This is a genomic window from Streptomyces sp. NPDC048270 (assembly GCF_040652335.1).
Classification (GTDB): domain Bacteria; phylum Actinomycetota; class Actinomycetes; order Streptomycetales; family Streptomycetaceae; genus Streptomyces.
The window spans coordinates 67191-87144 of record NZ_JBEZLV010000021.1; the positions used below are offsets into that span (position 1 = coordinate 67191).

Consider the following 19954-nt stretch of genomic DNA (forward strand, 5'->3'; position numbering starts at 1 on the left):
TCGCCGCTGGGACGGGTGCGCAGTACGATCCGGCTGACAGGCTCACCCGCTGGGAGGACACACGTTGGGGCAGCTGACCGGCGGGGATCCCTCCCTGCTCCGGCGGATCAACTCCGCCGTGGTGCTTCGGGCACTGCGCGCGGCCCAGTCGCCGACCCTCACCGACCTCACCCGGGTCACCGGGCTGTCCCGGCCGACCGTCGAGGGAGTCGTCGAAGGACTGATCGGGACCGGGCTCGTCGTCGAGGCCGACGCCGAGGAAGGAGCGCGGCGGCAGGGGCGCCCTGCCCGGAGGTTCCGGTTCCGGGCCGAGGCGGGGCACCTGCTGGGCATCGAGATCGGCTCGCACCGGATCGCGGTCCTGCTGTCCGGGCTGGACGGGCGGGTCATCGGCGCCGGCACCAAGGAGGTCGCCGAGGCGGCCTCGGCCGACGAACGGCTGGACCGGGTGCGGGCGGCGGTCGCCGACCTGCTGCGCCGGGCCGGGGTTCCGCGCGACTCGCTGCGGGCGGTCGGCGTCGGCAGCCCCGGGATCGTGGAGGCGGACGGCACGGTCCGCCTCGGCACGGCGCTGCCCGGCTGGACCGGGCTGCCGCTCGGCGACCGGCTGCGGCGCTCGTTCCGCTGCCCGGTGCAGGTGGAGAACGACGCCAACGCGGCGGCGGTCGCCGAGCACTGGAAGGGCGCCGCGCGGGACACCGACGACATGGTGTTCGTGATGGCGGGGCTGAGCCCGGGTGCGGGCTCGCTGATCGGCGGGCGGCTGCACCGGGGCTTCGGCGGGGCCGCCGGTGAGATCGGCGCCCTGCACCTGCTGGGCCGGGAGGTCACTCCCGAGAAGCTGCTGTCCACCACCGGCGAGCCGCTGCATCCGCTGGACGAGCCCGCCGTCGCCGAGGTCTTCGCGATGGCCCGGCGGGGCGACGAGCGGGCGGTGGCGGCCGTGCAGCGGTTCATCCAGCGCCTGGTGCACGACGTGGCGGCGCTGGTCCTGGCGATGGATCCGGAGCTGGTCGTCGTCGGCGGCTGGGCGGCCGGCCTGGACGGGGTGCTGGACCCGCTCCGCCAGGAGCTGGAGCGCTACTGTCTGCGCCCCCCGCGGGTGGCCCTGTCGATGCTGGGCGAGGCCGCGGTGGCCACCGGGGCGCTGCGGCTGGCACTGGACCACGTCGAGGAAGAGCTCTTCGCGGTGGAGAAAACGGTCACGACCCGCCGCCGCTGACACCAGCCGACCCGCCCGACCCGCCCGACCCGCCGCTGACGCCGCTGACGCCAGCCGACCCGCCCGACCCGCCGCTGACGGCGCCGACGCCCGCCGACCGGGCATCATCCCCGTCGGCGGGTGTCTCAGACCGGTGCGGCGTGGTTCAGGAGGCGACCCGCGACTCGTGCGTGATCTCGACGTCGCCCGAGTCGCCGAAGGTCAGGCGGCAGGTGTCGGCGCGGTAGGTGGCCACCGAGACCGCGGCCGTGCCCTCGGCGGTGAAGTACCGCGTGGTGACCAGCAGGACCGGGGCTCCCGGCAGGCGGTCCAGCTCCTTGGCGTCGTCGGCCCGGGCGGAGCCGAGCTCGACCGAGCGGTCCTGGCCGTCCAGGGCCAGCCGCTGGAGTTCGCGCAGGACGGCGCGGGCGCGGGCGGGTCCGCTCGGCGCCTCGATGGCGGGGAGTCCGGGCACGGAGGCGGCCGGCACGTAGAGGAGTTCGGCGGCGACGACCTGGCCCTGGGTGACGCGCGTGCGGCGGACCGTGTGGACGGGCTGGTCGGCGGCGAAGGCGCCACCCGCACCGAGCAGCTTGAGGACCGCGGCCGACGGCAGGCCCTCGCCCGCGTCCACGGGCTCCCAGCCGTCGACGCCGTCACCGGGCCAGCCGTGCTGCGTGCTGCCGACGGCGACGCCGACGCGCGGCGGGGCGACCGTGGTGCCGACGCCGCGGCGCCGCTGCAGGCGGCCTTCGAGCTCGAGCTGCTCCAGCGCCTGGCGCAGGGTCGCGCGGGCGACTCCGAAACGGGCCGCGAGTTCACGCTCGTTGGGCAGCACCTCGCCGACGGCGAAGTCCTGGTCGAGCGCTTCGCTGAGGACGGTCTTGAGGTGCCAGTACTTCGGCTCCGGCACCGTTTCGAGCTGCGTGGTCCCCACCCTGAATCCTCCTGCCATCGCTGCACTCGCCGTGTGTTCCAGCGGCAGTTCCGCGCCCTTGTTTATTAAAGGTTCCTGCACTATCCCTGCGACGATAGGACGGTGCACCCCCTTGGTCAAGACCAATGCTCAGCCCTTTGCCGGGCAGATCGGGCATAGGTATCAAGCCGTTCACGGGATGTTCTCGTGCACCCGGAAGGCCCCAGGGGCTTGTAGTCAAGGGCTACCGGGCGGTAATCATTGCGGTGGGTACTACTGACAGCTTGTCTCGTACGCGTCCACCGACGAGGAGCAGCATGACCGCCACGGTCTCGTTCACCATCGATTCGCCGCTCGGCCCGCGCACCGCCACCGTCGCCTACGAGCGCAAGGGCGCGGGCGAACCGCTCCTCCTGCTGCACGGCATCGGCCACCACCTCCAGGCATGGCACCCGGTGACCGACATCCTGGCCGCCCAGTACGACGTGATCGCCGTCGACCTGCCCGGCTTCGGCGTCTCGGAGCCGCTGCCCGAGGGGGTCCCGTACGACCTGGACACCGTCGCCCCCGCCCTCGGCGGGCTGTGCGCCGCGCTCGGCGTCGAGCGCCCGCACGTGGCGGGCAACTCGCTCGGCGGGCTGCTCGCGCTCGAAATGGGCCGGATCGGCCTGGCCCGCTCGGTGACGGCGCTCTCCCCCGCCGGGTTCTGGACCGAGGGCGAGCGCCGCTACGCCTTCGCCACCCTCCTCGCGATGCGCGCCGGCGCCAAGGCGCTGCCCCGCCCCCTGCTGGAGCGGCTCTCGCACGCCCCGGCCGGCCGCGCCGCCCTGACGGGGACCATCTACGCCCGGCCGGCCCGCCGTTCCCCGGACGCCGTGGTCGCCGAGACGCTGGCCCTGCGCGATGCCACCGGGTTCGAGAAGACGCTGGCCGCCGGCGGTTCCGTACGGTTCACCGCGGACGTGCCCGGCCTGCCGGTCACCATCGCCTGGGGCACCCGCGACCGGCTGCTCCTGCGCCGCCAGGGCGTGCGCGCCAAGCACACCCTCCCCGGGGCCCGGCTGGTGCGGCTCCCGGGCTGCGGCCACGTACCGATGAGCGACGATCCCGCGCTCGTGGCCCGGGTCGTCCTGGACACGGCCCGCCGCGCGGCAACCCCGCTGGCCGCCTGACCTGCTGACGGCTGTTCATCCGGGGTTCGCGTGGGAGACGCGGCCGGGCCGGGGTGCGGCGGCACGCTGGTGCGACCCGATCCCGCCGGCCCCTGGAGACGCACCGATGGCCCCGAACCCGCACACCCGACGGACCCTCCTCGGCGGTTCCCTCGCCCTGTCCACCGCACTGCTCGCCGCCCCGGCGCTCGCCGCCCCCGCCTTCGCCCGCTCGGGGCGCCCGCAGGCGCTCTGGGGCGTGCAGTCCGGCGAGGTCACCGCGCACTCGGCGGCGGTCTGGACCCGCTCGGACCGCCCCGCTCGGATGTACGTGGAGACGTCCCCGAGCGAGGCGTTCCGCTACGCCGTACGCCGCCACCGCGGCCCGCTGCTCGGCCCGTCCGGCGATTTCACCGGCACCACGGTCCTGCGGGACCTGCCGCCCGGCCGGCAGATCCACTACCGGGTCGTACTGGCCGACCCCGACGACCCGCGCCGTACGGGCGAGCCGGTCTGCGGCAGCTTCCGCACCACCCCGGTCTCCCGGCGCCAGGACGTGCGCTCCGTGTGGTCGGGGGACCTGGCGGGCCAGGGCTGGGGCATCAACCCCGACCTCGGCGGCTACCGCGTCTTCGAGGAGATGCGGCTGCGGGACCCCGACTTCTTCCTCTTCAGCGGGGACACGATCTACGCCGACGGCCCGATCCAGGCCGCCGTCCCGCTGCGCGACGGCAGCGTGTGGCACAACGTCACCACCGAGGAGAAGTCGAAGGTCGCCGAGACCCTCGCCGAGTTCCGCGGGAACTTCCGCTACAACCTGCTCGACCGCAACCTGCGCGACTTCAACGCCCAGGTCCCCGTCCTCGCCCAGTGGGACGACCACGAGGTGCGCAACAACTGGTACCCGGGCCAGCTGATCGAGGACCCCCGCTACACCGTCAAGGAGGCCGACGTCCTCGCCGCCCGGGCCCGGCAGGCCTTCGGCGAGTACTTCCCGGTGACCGACCTGCGCGGCGGCCGCGCCGAGGGGCGGATGTACCGCGTGATGCGGTACGGCCCGCTGCTCGACGTCTTCGTGCTCGACATGCGCACCTACCGGGGCGCCAACTCCCCCGGCACCCAGACCGAGGACCCGATCGGCATCCTCGGCCCCGAGCAGCTGGCCTGGATCAAGCGCGAGCTGTCGCGCTCCCGCGCCACCTGGAAGGTGATCGCCGCCGACATGCCGCTGGGCATCGTGGTCCCCGACGGCGCGGTGGACTTCGAGGCCGTGGCCCAGGGCGACCCCGGGGCCCCGCTGGGCCGTGAGCTCCAGATCGCCGAACTCCTGCGTCACATCAAGCACCACCGCATCACCGGCACCGTATGGCTCACCGCCGACGTCCACTACACGGCCGCGAACCACTACGCGCCCGAGCGGGCGGCCTTCTCCGACTTCGCGCCGTTCTGGGAGTTCGTCTCCGGCCCGATCGGCGCGGGCGGCTTCCCGGCCGGCCGGCTCGACGCCACCTTCGGCCCGCGGACGGCGTACGTGCAGTCGGCCCCGCTCGCCAACATGGCCCCCTCGGAGAACCCTCCCTACTACGGCGAGGTCGGCATCGAGGGCGGCAGCGGGGAACTCACCGTCCGGCTGCGGCGCCAGGGCGGCGGCGTGCTCTTCACCAGGACCCTCCAGCCCGGCCGCGTGGGTCAGTGAGCCCCGCCCCCGGCCCGACCGAGCCGCACCACCCCTGCCCACAGCGGCCTCAGGAATCCGGAAATCGCGCGGAAAACCGGGTGGAATCGACCAGACGGACACTTAACCCATCGGTCACAGATCGTTCGTGATCACGCAACACCCCTACGCCACAGTGGTCTGCATGACTGACCGTAGTGCTACCCCTGCCCAGCGTCTCCACCGCCACCACTGGCGTCGCGACGTCGTCGAACTCGCCGCGCTCTTCTGCGCCGTCGCGGTCGCCGACGCCATCGCCAATCTCGTCGTGCACGGTCCGAGGGGCCCGGTCCTGCTGGTCGCCTCGGCCGTCGCACTCCTGGTCACGGCCGCCTTCCACACCTGGTGGGCACGGCGCCACAGCCATGCGCCCCCGCCGGACGGCACAGCGCCCGGCGAGCCGGCCCCGCCGCGGACCGCCTCCTCCGGCGCGGCCGCGGCCGCCTCCGCCCTGTGGCGGATGCGCACCACCGTCCGCGACGAGCCCGGCTCCCTGGCCGCGCTGTGCACCGCCCTGGCCCGCAGCGGCGTCGACATCCTCACCCTCCAGACGCACCCGCTCCCCGAGGGCGGCACCGTCGACGAGTTCCTGCTGCGCGCCCCGCAGCAGCTGACCTCCGCCGAGCTCAGCCGCGCCATCGCCCGCGCCGGCGGACACAGCACCTGGATCGAGCGCGCCGACGCCCACGACCTGGTCGACACCCCGACCCGCGTCCTCGGCCTGGCCACCCGCACCGCCCTGGACGCCGCCGAGCTCCCGCTCGCGCTGCGCCAGCTCCTGGGCCGCTGCACGATCCACTCCATCCCTGCGACCACCCTGTCCGGCCGCCCCAACTCCGGCGCCGACGCCCCGGTCGAGGGAGTCCTGGAGGCCACGGTGATGCGGCTGCGCGACCCCTCGGGCGGTGCGATCACCGTGGAGCGGCCCTACCTGCCGTTCACCCCGACCGAGTTCGCCCGCGCCCGCGCCCTGGTCGAGCTCGACGCCCGCCTCGGCCCCCGGGTGCCCCGCAGCCAGGACGTGCTGACCCTGCCCGAGGGCAACGAGATCACCGTGCGCCGCGCCGACAACTCCGACCAGGCCGCGGCCCGCGCGATGCACGACCGCTGCTCGGAACGCACCCTCGGCCTGCGCTACCACGGCCCGGTCTCCGACGCCGACGCCTACCTCGGCCACCTGCTGAGCCCGCGTTTCGGCCGCACCCTCGCCGCGACCACCGTCTCCGGCAAGCTCGTCGCACTCGGACACCTGCTCTGGGACGGGGACGAGACCGAGGTCGCCCTGCTGATCGAGGACGAGTGGCAGCGCCGCGGCATCGGCTCCGAGCTGCTGCGCCGGCTCATCTCCCTGGCCGTCGAGGCAGGCTGCGACAGCGTGTACGCCGTCACCCGGGCCTCGAACACCGGCATGGTCGCCGCCATGCGCGGCCTGGGCCTGCCCCTCGACTACCAGATCGAGGAGGGCACGCTGGTGATCACGGCCCGGCTGGACGCCACCCCGGTCGCCTCGCGGCTCCCCTACGAACTCCCCCGCGAGCAGCAGAGCCCGCACCACCGGCACTGACCCGGCGGGGCCCGGACCACCGGGGCGGGGGACGGCCGGCGGCGAGCGCGGCCGACCCGTCCCGCAGAGCGGTGCCGAGCGGCACGCCCCGGTCCCCCCGCCCCTCCCGGGCGCAGGCGGACCGGGCCGCCGCAGCGCGCTGATCAGCCGCTCACGTCAGCAGGCTGGCGTCAAACGGTGATGACGTGACGCGGTCCCGCGTACGAAGATGTCCCCATGTCAGAGACCCTCCACAACGGCAGCGACACCAGGCTGCCCCGCCAGGTGGCCGACGCGTACGTCGACGACCTGATCGCCCTCGACCCGATCACCGGCACCTACCTCGGTGTCGCCGCGAGCTCGGGGAAGCTCCCGGACTTCTCCCCGGCCGGCCGCGCGGCCGTGGCCGACCTCTCCCGCGCCACCCTCGCCTGGCTCGACGCGGCCGAGCGGCTCCCCGGCGCCGACAGCGACGCCGAGCGCCGCTGCGCCCGCCTGCTGCGCGAGCGCCTCACGGCCGAACTCGCCGTCCACGACGCCGACGAGGACCTGTGCGCGGTCAGCAACATCCACAGCCCCGCGCACGCCGTCCGCGAGGTCTTCACGCTGACCCCCGCCGACACCGCCGAGGACTGGGCGGCGATCGCCGAGCGGCTGCGCGCCGTACCGGCCGCGCTCGCCGGCTACCGCGAGAGCCTGGGCCTGGGTCTGGAGCGCGGCCTGTACGGCGGCCCGCGCGCCACCGCCACCATGATCGACCAGCTCTCCTCCTGGGCCGGCCAGGACGGCGACGAGCCCGCCTTCTTCGAGGACTTCGCCTCCGCCGGCCCGGACGCCCTGCGCGCCGAGCTGGACGCGGCGGCGGCCGCCGCGACCGCTTCCGTCGTCGAACTGCGCGACTGGATGGAGTCGGTGTACGCGCCGGCCGTCGAGGGCAAGCCGGACACCGTCGGCCGTGAGCGGTACGCCCGCTGGTCGCGGTACTTCAACGGGACCGACCTGGACCTGGACGAGGCGTACGCCTACGGCTGGTCGGAGTACCACCGGCTGCTCGCCGAGATGAAGGCCGAGGCGGCCAAGATCCTGCCCGGCGCCGGTCCCTGGGACGCGCTGCGCCACCTCGACGAGCACGGCACCCACATCGAGGGCGTGGAGGAGGTCCAGGCCTGGCTCCAGGGCATCATGGACGAGGCCATCGAGAACCTCGACGGCACGCACTTCGAACTCGCCGAGCGGGTCCGGAAGGTGGAGTCCCGGATCGCCCCGCCGGGCGGCGCCGCGGCCCCGTACTACACCTCCCCCTCCGAGGACTTCTCCCGTCCGGGCCGGACCTGGCTGCCCACCATGGGCCAGACCCGGTTCCCCGTGTACGACCTGGTCTCCACCTGGTACCACGAGGGCGTGCCGGGTCACCACCTGCAGCTCGCGCAGTGGACGCACGTGGCGGACCGGCTCTCGCGCTACCAGGCCACGGTGGGCATCGTCAGCGCCAACGCCGAGGGCTGGGCGCTGTACGCGGAGCGCCTGATGGACGAGCTGGGCTACCTCAAGGACGCGGAGCAGCGGCTGGGCTACCTGGACTGCCAGATGATGCGCGCGGCGCGGGTCATCGTGGACATCGGCATGCACCTGGGCCTGGAGATCCCGGCGGACTCGCCGTTCCACCCGGGCGAGACCTGGACCCCCGATCTCGCGCAGGAGTTCTTCGGCCTGCACAGCGGGCGGCCCGCCGACTTCGTGGAGAGCGAGCTGACCCGTTACCTGTCGATGCCCGGTCAGGCGATCGGGTACAAGCTGGGCGAGCGCGCCTGGCTGCTGGGCCGGGACAACGCCCGCGCCGCGCACGGCGATTCCTTCGACCTGAAGGCCTGGCACATGGCTGCCCTGTCGCAGGGTTCGCTGGGGCTGGACGACCTGGTGGACGAGCTCTCGAAGCTCTGACCCCGCCGCGCGGACGGGCCGCGGTCCCCCTGGGAGTGCGGCCCGTCGGCATGCCGGAGCGGTTCAGCAGCCGCAGTCGTCCGAGTCGGTGGGGGCGGTCAGCGGGTCGGCCTCGGCGCGCTGCTGGCTGCCCTGCCAGGTCTCGACCTCGAAGCCCTCGCGGATCCAGTACTCGATCCCGCCGAGCATCTCCTTGACCTGGAAGCCGAGTTCGGCGAGGGCCAGCGCGGAGCGGGTGCCTCCGTTGCAGCCCGGACCCCAGCAGTAGGTGACCACGGGCAGGTTCTTGTCGAGGAGCCGCTCGGCCTGCTCGGGGACGAGCGCGGTGGGCAGGTGGACGGCGCCCGGTACGTGGGCCTGGTCCCAGGAGGGCGTGGACCGGGAGTCGACCAGCTGGAAGCCGAGCTCGGCGCCCCGCTCGCGGTGGGCCTTGAAGGCGGCGGCGACATCCGACACGTCCGCGTGGAAGGCGAGGCTCGCCGCGAAGTAGGCGGCGGCCGCGGCCGGGGAGGCCGGGGGCACCCGCAGGACGGGGTTGGCTGCGGTCGCGGTCGAAGTGTTCTGCGTAGTCGTCATGGCTCGAAATCTACGATCTGCTGAACGAGCCCGGAAGTGGATTTCCCCGGCCTTTTCCTTGTCTAACCGGGGATTCCCCTGCTAGACCTGCGCCATGACCGACTATTCCCCTGACGCCACCGACTGGCGGATCCTCGAAGCCCTCCAGCGGGACGGCCGCGCCAGCTTCACCGAGCTCGCCCGCTCCGTGTCGATGTCCGCGAGCGCCGTCACCGAGCGGGTGCGCCGCCTCGAGGAGCTCGGCATCATCACCGGCTACACGGCGGTGGTGGACGCGGAGAAGCTCGGCAAGTCGATCCTGGCCCTGGTCCGGCTGCGCTATCCGCACGGCAACTACAAGCCGTTCCACGACTTCCTCGAAGCCACCCCGGACATCCTGGAGGCCCATCACGTCACCGGCGACGACTGCTTCGTGCTCAAGGTCGCCGCCCGGTCGATGGGTCACCTGGAGGAGGTCACGGGCCGGATCGCGGGCCTCGGCCCGGTGACCACCAGCATCGTGTACTCCTCGCCGCTCCCCCGCAGGCCGCTCAGTCCGTGAGCGCCGCGGTGCGGTGGCGCACCACCGAGCCGCCGCGCTGCTTGACGATCTCCAGCTGCGCCTGCACCCGGGTCCGCAGATCGGCCACGTGACTGACGATGCCGACGCTGCGGTCCCGTTCGCGCAGCGAGTCCAGCACGTCGAGCACCTCGTCCAGCGCCTGGTCGTCCAGGCTGCCGAACCCCTCGTCGACGAAGAGGGTGTCCAGGCGCATGCCGCCCGCCTCGTCGGTGACCACGTCGGCCAGGCCCAGCGCGAGGGCCAGCGAGGCGAAGAAGGTCTCGCCGCCCGAGAGGGTCGCGGTGTCGCGTTCACTGCCGGTCCAGGCGTCGACCACGTGCAGCCCGAGGCCCGACCGGCCCCGACCGCCCGACCGCGCGTCGGAGTGGACCAGGGTGTAGCGGCCGCCGGACATGCGCAGCAGCCGTACCGTCGCGGCGGCGGCGACCTGCTCCAGGCGGGCGGCCAGGACGTACGCCTCCAGCCGCATCTTGCGCTCGTTGTCGGCGGAGGTGCCCGCGGTGAGCCCGGCCAGCCGGGCCACCCGCTCGTAGGCCTCGCGCAGCGGGCCCAGGGCGCGCAGTTCCTGCTCGGCCTGCCGGGAGAGCCGGTCCAGCTCCGCGCAGCGGACCCGGGCGGCGTCGAAGGCGGACCCGGCGGTACGAAGCTTCGCCGCGGCCTGGGCGGCGTACGCCTCGGCCCGCTCCGGTGCGGCCGGGGGCAGGGCCGCCGCAGCGACCGCGTCGGTCTCGGCGAGGCGGTCCGCCAGCATGGCCTCCTCTGCCTGCCAGGCGTCCATCCGGCGCTGGAGCGCGGTGCGTTCGTACTCGGGGAGCACCGCGTCGGCGGCCGCCTCGATGGTGTCGAAACGGGCCTTGAAGGCGGCGTCGGCGAGCTGGTCGTCGGCCTCCTTCAGACGGGCGGCGGTGGTCTCGGCCCGGCGCAGCGCGACCGCGGCCGCCGAGACCATGCGGACCCGGTCCTCCAGGGTCCGGGCGCGGGCCGCGACGGTCGGCGCGTCGGCCCGCACCAGGGCGAGCTCCGTCTCCAGCGCGGCCTGTTCCCGGTCGAGCTGCTCGCGGTGGGAGGCCCTGGCGGCGGCCCGGCGCTCGGCGTCGAGCCGGTCGGCGCTGCGTGCGGCGTGCTCCCGCTCGGCGCGGGCGAGCCGTTCGCGGGCCGTGTGGAGCCCGGCGGCCGCGGCGTGCGCGGCGGCGTGCCGGGAGCTCAGGTCCGCGGTCAGGGCGAGGAGTTCGGCGGTGGTGGCGTCCGCGGCGGCGGCCGCGGCCTCGGCGCGGGACTGCTCGTCGGCGGCCAGCCGGCGCTCGACGGCGGCCTTGGCCCGCTCGGTCTGCTCGAAGCGGGCGTGGGCGGCGTCCTCCGCGGCCCGGTCCACGTGGCCGGGGGCCGGGCGGGCCGGAGCGGGGTGCTGCGAGGATCCGCAGACGGCGCAGGCCTCACCGGCCACCAGCGCCTCGGCGAGCTCGGCGGCGATCCCCCGCAGCCGGGCCTCCTTGAGCTCCAGCCAGCGCTCCCGGGCGGCGGCCGACTCCTCGCGGGCGCGGAGCAGTTCGCCCGCGGCGCGCTCCGCGGCGGCGGCCAGCTCGTCGCGCCGCCGGGCGGCGTTCAGCTGCAGCCGGGCGGGCTCCAGCCGGCCCGCGAGCTGCTCGGCCAGGGTCGCGGCCTGCTGGGCGGCGTCCACCCGGGCGTGCAGCGCGGCCCGGGTCTCCTCCCAGCGCTCGAGCCACTCGGCGGACTCCCGGTGCTGCTCCTCGGCGGCCCGGGCCTCCCGCTCCAGGTCGGCCCGCTCGCGGCCGATCTCGGCGCTGCGCTGCTCGGCGCGGTGGGCGGCGCCGAGCGCGCCGAGCTCCTCGCGCAGCCGCTGCTCCTCGGTGGCCAGTTGCCCGGTGCCGGCCTCCTTCAGCGAGGCCGGGAGGGCGGCGCGGGCGGCGGTCTCCGCGTGCGCGGCGGCCAGGTGTCCGGCGGAGGCGGCCCCGCGCAGCTCCAGCGCGGGCGCCACCAGGGCGCCCCGGCGGGCCCGGTCCAGCAGTGCGCGCACCCGTTCCCGCTCGGGTCCGGCCTCGGCGAGGACGGCGGCCCGGCGGGCGGTCTCCGCGTGCCGCCGCTGGAGCCGGTCCAGTTCCCGGGCGTCCTCGGCGGCCCGCCGGGCAGCGGCGTGCCGGCCCTCGACGGCGGCGAGCGCGTACTCGGCCACGGTCAGCCGCTCGCGTGCGGAACAGCGGGCGACGGCCGCCCAGATCCGGACGGCCTCGGCGAGACCGGGGTCGCCCGGCTGGTGCCGGGGCAGCGGCCAGGCCCGCAGGTCCGCACCGTCCCCGGCGGCCTGGGCGAGCCGCTGCGCGGTGTGCAGGACCTTCTCGTCTCCGGCGCGCACCCTGGCCTCGGCGGCCCGGCGGCGTTCGCCGAGCAGGGCCTCGACGGCCGCGAAGCGGCGGGTGTCGAAGAGCCGCCCGAGGAGCCGGCCGCGCGCCCCCTCGTCGGCCCGCAGGAAGCGCGCGAACTCGCCCTGCGGCAGCAGCACCACCTGGCAGAACTGCTCGCGGCTCATGCCGAGCAGCTGCTCGATCTCCTCGCCGACCTCCTGGTGGGAGCGGCTGAGCGGCTGCCAGCCCTCGGCGGTGTGCTCGCGCAGCAGGCTCTGGGCCTTGTCCTTCGTGGTGCCGGTGCCGCGCTTCTTGGGCCGGTCCTGCTCGGGGCGCCGGGTGATCTCCAGGCGGCGGCCGCCCGCGGTCAGTTCGAGGGTGACCTCGGTGGGGGTGCCGGCGGCCGCGTGGTCGCTGCGCAGGCTGGTGCCGGGAGCCTGGCGGGCGCCGGGCACGGATCCGTACAGGGCGTAGCAGACGGCGTCCAGCACGGAGGTCTTCCCGGCGCCGGTGGGCCCGTGGAGCAGGAAGATCCCGGCTCCGGAGAGCGCGTCGAAGTCGATGTCCTGGGGGTCCGCGAAGGGTCCGAAGGCCGTGACCTTGAGCCGGTGCAGCCTCATCGGCGGGACTCCTGACGGCTGTCGTCGGCCCGTACCTCGTCGAAGGCGCCCTGGATGACGGCCCGTTCGGCCTCGTCCGGCTGGCCGCCGCGTACGTGGGCGACGAAGTCCTCGGCGATCTCCTGGTCGCTGCGGCCCTTGAGCCGCTGGGCGTAGGAGGCGGCGGCCTCCTCCTCGCGGCCCTCGGGCTCGAAGGCCAGGCTGAGGGTGTGCGGGAAGCGGGCGGTGAGCCGGGCCATCGGGTCGTCGGGGCGGACCGGGTCGGTGAGGGTGGCCTCGATCCAGGATTCCTCGTGCCGTGCGTGCGCGGGATCCGCCAGCAGGCCTTCCAGGGGGCCGCGCAGCCGGGCGAGGGGCCGCGGTACGGGCGTGTCGATGCGCTCGGCGGCGGCGATCTCGCCCTCCGCGCCCAGTTCGATGAGCCACATGCTCTTGCGGTGCTCGGCCTCGGAGAAGGAGTAGGCGAGCGGGGAGCCGGAGTAGCGGACCCGTTCGCCGATCGTCTGGGAGCCGTGGAGGTGGCCGAGGGCGGCGTAGTCCACCCCGTCGAAGACGGAGGCGGGCACCGCCTCGACCCCGCCGACGGAGATGTCGCGTTCGCTGTCGCTGGCCTGCCCGCCGGTGACGAAGGCGTGGGCGAGGACGACGGAGCGGGTGCCTGGCGCGCGGGCGGCGAGGTCGGCGCGGATCCGGTCCATGGCCGCGCCCAGCACGGCCTCGTGGCTCACCTTCTCCGCGTCGAACTGGTCCTTGACCAGGGCGGGTTCCAGGTACGGCAGGCCGTAGAGCGCCACCTCGCCGTGTACGTCGGCCAGCACCACGGGGTCGGCGCAGCCGGCCGGGTCGGTCCTGAGGTGGATCCCGGCCCGGTCGATCAGTCCCGCCCCGACCCCGAGGCGGCGGGCGGAGTCGTGGTTGCCGGAGATCATCACGGTGGGCACCCCGAGCTCGGCGAGCCGGTGCAGCGCCCGGTCGTAGAGCTCGACGGCGGGCAGCGGGGGCACGGCCCGGTCGTAGACGTCCCCGGCGACGAGCACGGCGTCGACCTCGTGCGCGCGGACGGTCTCGATGAGGTGGTCGACGAAGGCGGCCTGGGCGCCGAGCAGGTTCACGCGGTGGAAGGACCGGCCGAGGTGCCAGTCGGAGGTGTGCAGGAACTTCACTCGCCGGCCTCGCCGCACATACCGTCTCCCCCTGCTGGTCTCCCGCTCGTGAACCCCTCTACGCTAACGCGTCCGGCCCGTCCCTCAGGGCGCGTACGTCTCTCCGCCGAGCGTGAGGGTGGCACTGCCCGCCGTGCTGTCGGCGAGCCAGGCCTCGAAAGCGGGCAGGTCGGCCTCGGGGAGGGCGACCTCGATCTCGACCGCGGCCCCGTAGCGCAGGTCCACCACGGTCCGGCCGGTGGAGCGCAGGTCGTTCTGGGTCTTGCCGGCCCGCTGGTGGTCGACGGTGACGGTGGCCAGCCGGTAGCGGCGCCGGGTGACGGTGCCCAGCTCGTCGAGTGCCTCGCCGACGACCCCGCCGTAGGCCCTGATCAGACCGCCCGCGCCGAGTTTCACTCCGCCGTAGTAGCGGGTGACGACGGCGACCGCGTACCGGACGTCCCGGCGCATGAGCATCTGCAGCATGGGCACCCCGGCGGTGCCGCCGGGCTCGCCGTCGTCGCTGGCCTTCTGGACGGCGGCGTCGGCGCCGATGACGTAGGCGAAGCAGTTGTGCGAGGCGGTGGGGTGCTCCTTGCGGACGCGTGCGACGAAGTCCTGCGCCTCCTGCTCGGTCGCGGCGGGCGCGAGCGAGCACAGGAAGCGCGAGCGGTTGATCTCGGACTCGTGCACGCCCTCGCGGGACACCGTCACGTACTGGTCTGCCTTCACCGCTCCACCCTACGGGGAATCGGACAGGTGTCCTTTCGGTTGATCGGGAGGGCGCGGCGCACCGGCGTGCGGCGCCCGACAGCACCCGATGAGCAGGGCCTGACCAGCAGGAGGCGGCACACGTGTACGGCGATCCGGCGACCATCCGCAAGATCCTCACCGAACTGGGCGACACCTGGGCCGTGGTGGGCCTCTCGAACAACCGCGACCGGGCGGCCTACGGGGTGGCGAGCGTCCTCCAGCGCTTCGGCAAGCGCGTGGTCCCCGTGCACCCCAAGGCGGAGACCGTGCACGGGGAGCCCGGGTACGCCTCGCTGGAGGAGATCCCCTTCAAGGTGGACGTGGTGGACGTCTTCGTGAACAGCGAGCTCGCGGGGCCGGTGGCCGACCAGGCCGCGGCCATCGGAGCGGACGCCGTCTGGTTCCAGCTGGGCGTGGTCGACGAGGCGGCCTTCGGGCGCACCCGCGAGGCCGGGCTGACCATGGTCATGGACCGCTGCCCGGCGATCGAGATCCCTGCGCTCTAGGGGTGTGCCGAACGGCCCCGGCACACGGCGTCCGGCACCGCGCCTCGTACGCCGAGGCGGACCCGGTGAACCTCCGCGGTCACCGCACTAGGCCCTTTCGGCTTCCGCCAGCGGGGCCGGCGCCGGCTCGGCCGCCGCCCGCTCGACTTCCGCAAGCTCGGCCTCCGTCAGCTCCGCCAGGCCGCGGAGCTGTTCCGGGGTGGTCCCGTCGGGGATCGGCACCGGCGCCGGCGTGCGCAGCGGCGGCTGCCAGCCGGTCTCCGGCTCCCAGCGCCGGACCACGCGGGCCGGGGCGCCGGCCACCACGGCGTGGTCCGGCACCTCGCCCCGTACGACGGCCCCCGCGGCCACCACGACGTTGCGGCCCAGCCGGGCCCCGGGGAGGATCACCGCGCCCGTGCCCAGCCAGCAGCCCGGGCCGATCTCCACCGGCGCGCTGCGCGGCCACTGCTTGCCGACGGGCTGGTGCGGATCGTCGTAGCTGTGGTTCGTGGAGGTGATGTAGACCCCGGGGCCGCAGAAGGTGTCGTTGCCGATGCTGATCGGGGCGTCGGCGATGACGTGGCTGTCCCGGCCGATCACCACTCCGTTGCCGAGGACGAGCATCGGCTCCGCGCCGAGGTCGAGGTCCGGCATCATCCCGGCGGTGAGGGTGACCTGCTCGCCGATGATGCAGTGGTCACCGAGCCGGATCCAGGGTTCGCCGAAGATGGTGCCCTGCGGGAAGGCGAGCCGGGTGGCGGGCCCGATCGCGCCGAACCGCAGCCGCCCCGGGGTCCGCGCGGTGACCGCGCCGGCCTGCTGCATCCAGCGCCAGCCGGCGTGGACCGCGCGGCTCGCCAGCCGGCGGCGCAGGGCCGTCAGAGATGAGAACGTGTTCTGGTTCTTCGGCACCCGGCCACGGTAGTCCGCCGGGGGCCGGTCGTCCGGACCACGATCCTGTGATCTTCACCCCATCGCGGGGCGGACCGGGCGCGTGCCCTACCGTGCCGGTAGCGCGGCATCCGGAAACAGAGGAAGAGAACATGACGCAGCACGCGACGCAGGGCCAGGCACTGATCGCGGGCGTGGGCGGCAAGCAGCCGTCCGTCGACCCGACCGCCTTCGCCGCACCCACCTCCGTCGTCGTCGGCGAGGTCACCCTGGCCGCCGGCGCGAGCATCTGGTATTCGGCGGTGCTGCGCGCCGACTGCGGCCCGATCACGCTCGGCGCGGACAGCAACGTGCAGGACAACTGCACGGTGCACGTGGACCCCGGGTTCCCGGTGTCGATCGGCGAGCGCGTCTCCATCGGCCACAACGCCGTCGTGCACGGATGCACCGTCGAGGACGACTGCCTGATCGGCATGGGCGCCACCGTCCTGAACGGCGCGGTGATCGGCGCCGGCTCCCTGGTGGCCGCCCAGGCGCTGGTCCCGCAGGGCATGGTGGTCCCGCCCGGCTCTCTGGTGGCGGGCGTCCCGGCCAAGGTGCGGCGCGCGCTGACCGAGGAGGAGCGCGAGCACATCACGATCAACGCGCAGATGTACGTGGAACTGGCCAAGCAGCACCGCGCCTCCGTCACCCCGGAGGTCTAGCCGGCGTCCCGGGCGGCCTCAGTCGCCGACCGTGACCGGGGCCGCCTGCTGGGCGGGCACCGCGGCCTCGGCCGACGCGCCGGCGGCCGCGGCCGCCTTCTTGATCCGGCTGCGCACCACCAGCGTCACCGCGATGCCGAACAGCACGGCGAGACCGAGCGCCAGCCAGGAGAACCGCTTGAGCCACGGCTCGGCGACGATCCCGACCGAGTAGATGACGGCCGTGGTGCCGCCCGCCCAGAGGATCCCGCCGAGGATGTTGGCGGTCAGGAACCGCCAGTACGGCATGTGCAGCACGCCTGCCAGCGGGCCGGCGAAGATCCGCAGCAGGGCCACGAACCGCCCGAAGAAGACGGCCCACATGCCCCACCGCTCGAAGGAGCGTTCCGCCAGCGCCACCTGGTCCGGCCCGAAGTGCTTGGGGAAGCGCCGGCCGAGCTTCTCCAGCAGCGGCTTGCCGCCCCTGCGTCCGATCGCGTAGCCGATCGAGTCGCCGACGATGGCCCCGGTGATCGCGCAGAGCGCCAGCACCACGGGGTCGATCTCCCCGTGCTGCGAGGCGAGGAGGGCCGAGCTGACCAGGATGATCTCGCCCGGCAGTGGGATGCCGAGGCTCTCCAGTCCGATGACCAGACCCACGAGGAGATAGATGCTGACCGCCGGAATCGTCTCCAGCCATCCCTGGATGTGCACCGGTACGTCCTCCCGAATCGTCCCCGGCGCGCCCCCTGTGACCCGCCGAACGGGCAGCCTATCGGCTCCCCACCACCGCCTTTGACCGCAGCGGCAGTTCGCGCGAGGACCGGCCCGCGAACACCTCGCGGCGGCCGGAGCCCAGCACCCAGGCCCGGCGTGCCGGGTCCCACGACGACAGCGTCCGGGCGTCGATGTCGACGACGACCCGCCGGGACTCCCCCGGCGCGAGGGTCAGCCGCCGGTAGCCGGCCAGCGTGCGCACCGGCTGGTCGAGCTCGAGCCGCGCGGACGGGCCCACGTACACCTGCGCCACCTCGGTGCCCTTGCGGCGGCCGGTGTTGCGGACGGTGAACTCCACGCGCAGGCCGTCGGGTTCCCCCTGGGCGTCGCCCGGCCGCACGGTCAGCTTCTCGTAGTGCCAGGTGGTGTACGACAGCCCGTGGCCGAAGGGGAACAGCGGGGCCGCCCGCTGCGCGTCGTACCAGCGGTGGCCGACGTGGACGCCCTCGGCGTACTCCTGCCGGCCGCCCACCCCCGGGTAGCGCAGCCGGTCCCCGCCCACGGGCGTCGCCCGTTCGTCGGCCGGGAAGGTCTGGGTGAGCCGGCCGCCCGGGTCCACGTCCCCGAAGAGGATGTCGGCGGTGGCGCCCGCGCCCTCCTGGCCGGGGTAGTACATCTGCAGCACCGCTCCGGTCCGGGCGAGCCAGGGCATCGTCGTGCTCGAGGAGGTGTTGAGCACGACCGTGGTGCGGGGGTTGGCGGCGGCGACCGCCTCGATCAGTGCTTCCTGCCCGCCGGGCAGCGCCAGGGTGGTCCGGTCGCTGCCCTCGGTGGCGTCCTCGTAGGCGAACAGGACCACGCTGCGGGCCGCCTTCGCGGTCTGCACGGCCGCCGCGAGGTCCGCGGCCCGGGTGGCCTTCGTGGTGTGCCGCAGCCGCAGGCGCTGGCCCCGGTTCCCGCCCCGGGCGGTCACGGCGAGCCGGTGGACGCCCGCCTTGAGCGGAAGCGTCCGGCGCCGCACGCTCATCCCGTCGGGTGCGGTGCCGAGCAGCCCGCCCGCGAAGGCCTCGGCCGGGCCCTGCCGGACGGGGAAGAGATCCTGTCCGTCCAGGCGCACCCCCGGCCGCTGCCCGGTGTAATGGACGAGCAGGGTCCACTCGTCGTCCGCCGCGAGGCGGAACTCGCCCTCGTACGTCCAGTCGCGCCCGGCGTCCACCGCCCGGTCGTCCAGCCCGGCGGGCGGCGTCAGCAGGGCCGGCGGCAGGGCCCGGCCGTACAGGTCCTCGCCGAGGGCGTGGCGCACGGTCGAGCCGTTCCCGGCGCGCTGGCGGATGGCGGTGAGCGGGGCGGCCGCCCCGTCGGGGACCACGTGGGCCCTCCCGCCGCCGCTGACGAAGGGGACCTGGCCGGTCGGTCCGATCACGGCGATCGAGCGGGCCGCCGCGCCCGTCAGCGGCAGCGTGGCGTGCTCGTTGCGCAGCAGCACCGCCCCGGCGGCGGCCACCTTGCGGGCGGTCCGCGCCCCGGCGGCGGCGTCGCGCGAGGGGCGTGCGGGGGGCCGGGCGGCCAGCAGCCCGAAGCGGTCCATGGTGCGCAGGATCCGGCGCACGGCGAGGTCGAGGGCGCCCTCGGGGACGGAGCCCGCGCGCACCGCCTCGCGCAGCGGGCCGCCGAAGTGGGTGCCGCCGGGCATCTCCATGTCGAGTCCGGCGTTGATGGCGGCGACGGTGCTGTGGGTGGCGTCCCAGTCGGACAGCACCCAGCCCTCGAACCCCCAGCCGCCGCGCAGCACCCCGTCGAGCAGGGGTTCGCTCTCGCCGGCGTAGACCCCGTTGACCTTGTTGGCCGTGCCCGTCAACGCGCCCGCGCCGGCGGCCACGGCGGCCTCGAAGCCCCGTAGGGCGGTCTCGTGCAGGGTCCGGTCGGCGGCGATGACGTCGAGGGTGTCGCGGCCGTGCTCCTGGGTGCCCAGGGCGAAGTGCTTGACGGCGGCGATGAGCCCCTCGTCCTGGATCCCGTGGACCACCTCGGCGACGAGGTCGGCGGTGAGCCGCGGTTCCTCGGCGAAGGCCTCGAAGTTCCGTCCGGCGTACGGGGTGCGGATGAGGTCGGCCCTGGGCGCCAGGAGGACGTCCTGGCCGAGCGCGCGCCCCTCGCGGCCGAGGACGCGGCCGTATTCGCGGGCCAGCTCCGGGTCGAAGGCGGAGGCGAGCAGGACCGGCGCGGGCAGCGCGGTGGCGGGTCGCGCGACGCGTACCCCGGCGGGGCCGTCGGCGAGGCGCAGTGCCGGGATGCCCAGGCGCGGGACGCCGGGGACGTAGCCGGCCTGGCCGAGGGGGGCCGGGTCCCGGGCTCCGTGCAGCAGGGCGGTCTTCTCGTCGAGGGTGAGCCGCTCCAGGAGGGAGTCGATCCGGGCGGCGCTCGCGGGTTCGGGGGCGGGCGCGGGGGTGGCGGCGGTGCGGAGCCCCCCGCCCGGCGGCACGGTGGCGACGCACCCGCCGGCGCCCAGGCCCACCAGGGCGAGCAGCCGCACGGCGGAACGTCTGGACACGGCCTCGCTCATGGGCGCTCCCTGCGGCTGGGGCACCCCCGGAGGGAGCCCGGGGGCGGGGGAGCGGTCCCGCGCCGGACCGCTCCCCCGCCCACTGTGCGCCGGGCCGCCCGGGACCCCGGGCGGGACGCGCCACCGCGCCGCC

16 protein-coding genes are annotated in these 19954 nt (G+C 74.9%); 8 read left to right on the plus strand and 8 right to left on the minus strand.

The features are described 5' to 3' along the window. Window positions 1-64: 64 nt before the first annotated feature. On the plus strand, window positions 65-1222 hold the full coding sequence (locus tag AB0D66_RS20090; RefSeq protein WP_362304917.1) for an ROK family transcriptional regulator: 1158 nt from the start codon (window positions 65-67) through the stop codon (window positions 1220-1222). A gap of 145 nt (window positions 1223-1367) precedes the next feature. Here AB0D66_RS20090 and AB0D66_RS20095 read toward each other — a convergent pair whose 3' ends face one another. Continuing rightward, window positions 1368-2138, minus strand: coding sequence for a GntR family transcriptional regulator (locus AB0D66_RS20095; RefSeq protein WP_362304920.1), 771 nt, complete (start codon window positions 2136-2138; stop codon window positions 1368-1370). 296 nt (window positions 2139-2434) lie between these two features. Here AB0D66_RS20095 and AB0D66_RS20100 point away from each other — a divergent pair, with 296 nt between their 5' ends. From AB0D66_RS20100 to AB0D66_RS20115, 4 genes are all read left to right on the plus strand, one after another. Then, window positions 2435-3289, plus strand: a complete 855-nt coding sequence (locus AB0D66_RS20100; RefSeq protein ID WP_362304923.1) for an alpha/beta fold hydrolase — start codon at window positions 2435-2437, stop codon at window positions 3287-3289. Window positions 3290-3395: 106 nt separating this feature from the next. Continuing rightward, window positions 3396-4964 (plus strand): alkaline phosphatase D family protein, encoded by a 1569-nt coding sequence (locus AB0D66_RS20105; protein WP_362304926.1) that lies wholly within the window; start codon window positions 3396-3398, stop codon window positions 4962-4964. A gap of 163 nt (window positions 4965-5127) precedes the next feature. Continuing rightward, window positions 5128-6546: a GNAT family N-acetyltransferase gene (locus AB0D66_RS20110; protein ID WP_362304929.1), complete on the plus strand. Its 1419-nt coding sequence runs from the start codon at window positions 5128-5130 to the stop codon at window positions 6544-6546. A gap of 216 nt (window positions 6547-6762) precedes the next feature. Next, entirely contained in the window at window positions 6763-8466 is a 1704-nt protein-coding gene (locus tag AB0D66_RS20115) for a DUF885 domain-containing protein (protein WP_362304932.1), read from the plus strand. 63 nt (window positions 8467-8529) lie between these two features. Here the strand turns inward: AB0D66_RS20115 and AB0D66_RS20120 are convergent, their stop codons facing one another. After that, complete coding sequence (locus AB0D66_RS20120; RefSeq protein ID WP_362304934.1) at window positions 8530-9042, minus strand: rhodanese-like domain-containing protein; 513 nt, start codon at window positions 9040-9042, stop codon at window positions 8530-8532. A 94-nt stretch (window positions 9043-9136) separates the two neighbouring features. Between AB0D66_RS20120 and AB0D66_RS20125 the strand changes: the two genes are divergently transcribed. Then, window positions 9137-9583 carry an Lrp/AsnC family transcriptional regulator gene (locus AB0D66_RS20125; RefSeq protein WP_362304937.1) on the plus strand — a complete coding sequence of 149 codons (447 nt, stop codon included), beginning with the start codon at window positions 9137-9139 and terminating at the stop codon, window positions 9581-9583. Here the strand turns inward: AB0D66_RS20125 and AB0D66_RS20130 are convergent. The 3 genes from AB0D66_RS20130 to AB0D66_RS20140 all read right to left on the minus strand — a co-directional run bounded on the left by AB0D66_RS20130 (window position 9573) and on the right by AB0D66_RS20140 (window position 14458). Then, a complete protein-coding gene (locus AB0D66_RS20130) occupies window positions 9573-12584 on the minus strand; it encodes an SMC family ATPase (RefSeq protein ID WP_362304939.1) in 3012 nt (1003 codons plus the stop codon). The two genes, AB0D66_RS20125 and AB0D66_RS20130, sit on opposite strands and share 11 nt — an antisense overlap. Next, the gene (locus tag AB0D66_RS20135) at window positions 12581-13747 is read right to left on the minus strand and encodes an exonuclease SbcCD subunit D (protein ID WP_362304942.1); all 1167 of its coding nucleotides are present in this window, start codon (window positions 13745-13747) and stop codon (window positions 12581-12583) included. The genes AB0D66_RS20130 and AB0D66_RS20135 overlap by 4 nt, the downstream gene beginning before the upstream one ends. Window positions 13748-13831: 84 nt before the next feature. Next, on the minus strand, window positions 13832-14458 hold the full coding sequence (locus tag AB0D66_RS20140) for a YigZ family protein (RefSeq protein ID WP_362304945.1): 627 nt from the start codon (window positions 14456-14458) through the stop codon (window positions 13832-13834). A 122-nt stretch (window positions 14459-14580) separates the two neighbouring features. Between AB0D66_RS20140 and AB0D66_RS20145 the strand changes: the two genes are divergently transcribed. Continuing rightward, complete coding sequence (locus AB0D66_RS20145; protein ID WP_362304948.1) at window positions 14581-14985, plus strand: CoA-binding protein; 405 nt, start codon at window positions 14581-14583, stop codon at window positions 14983-14985. 87 nt (window positions 14986-15072) lie between these two features. Here the strand turns inward: AB0D66_RS20145 and AB0D66_RS20150 are convergent, their stop codons facing one another. After that, window positions 15073-15879, minus strand: coding sequence for an acyltransferase (locus tag AB0D66_RS20150; RefSeq protein WP_362304951.1), 807 nt, complete (start codon window positions 15877-15879; stop codon window positions 15073-15075). Between the two features lie 131 nt (window positions 15880-16010). Here AB0D66_RS20150 and AB0D66_RS20155 point away from each other — a divergent pair, with 131 nt between their 5' ends. Further along, window positions 16011-16562, plus strand: coding sequence for a gamma carbonic anhydrase family protein (locus AB0D66_RS20155; protein ID WP_362304954.1), 552 nt, complete (start codon window positions 16011-16013; stop codon window positions 16560-16562). 18 nt (window positions 16563-16580) lie between these two features. On the opposite strand, the gene AB0D66_RS20160 is transcribed toward AB0D66_RS20155, so the two are convergent. Beyond that, on the minus strand, window positions 16581-17255 hold the full coding sequence (locus AB0D66_RS20160) for a DedA family protein (RefSeq protein WP_362304957.1): 675 nt from the start codon (window positions 17253-17255) through the stop codon (window positions 16581-16583). A gap of 58 nt (window positions 17256-17313) precedes the next feature. Further along, the gene (locus AB0D66_RS20165; protein ID WP_362304960.1) at window positions 17314-19821 is read right to left on the minus strand and encodes a glycoside hydrolase family 3 C-terminal domain-containing protein; all 2508 of its coding nucleotides are present in this window, start codon (window positions 19819-19821) and stop codon (window positions 17314-17316) included. Window positions 19822-19954: the final 133 nt, after the last annotated feature.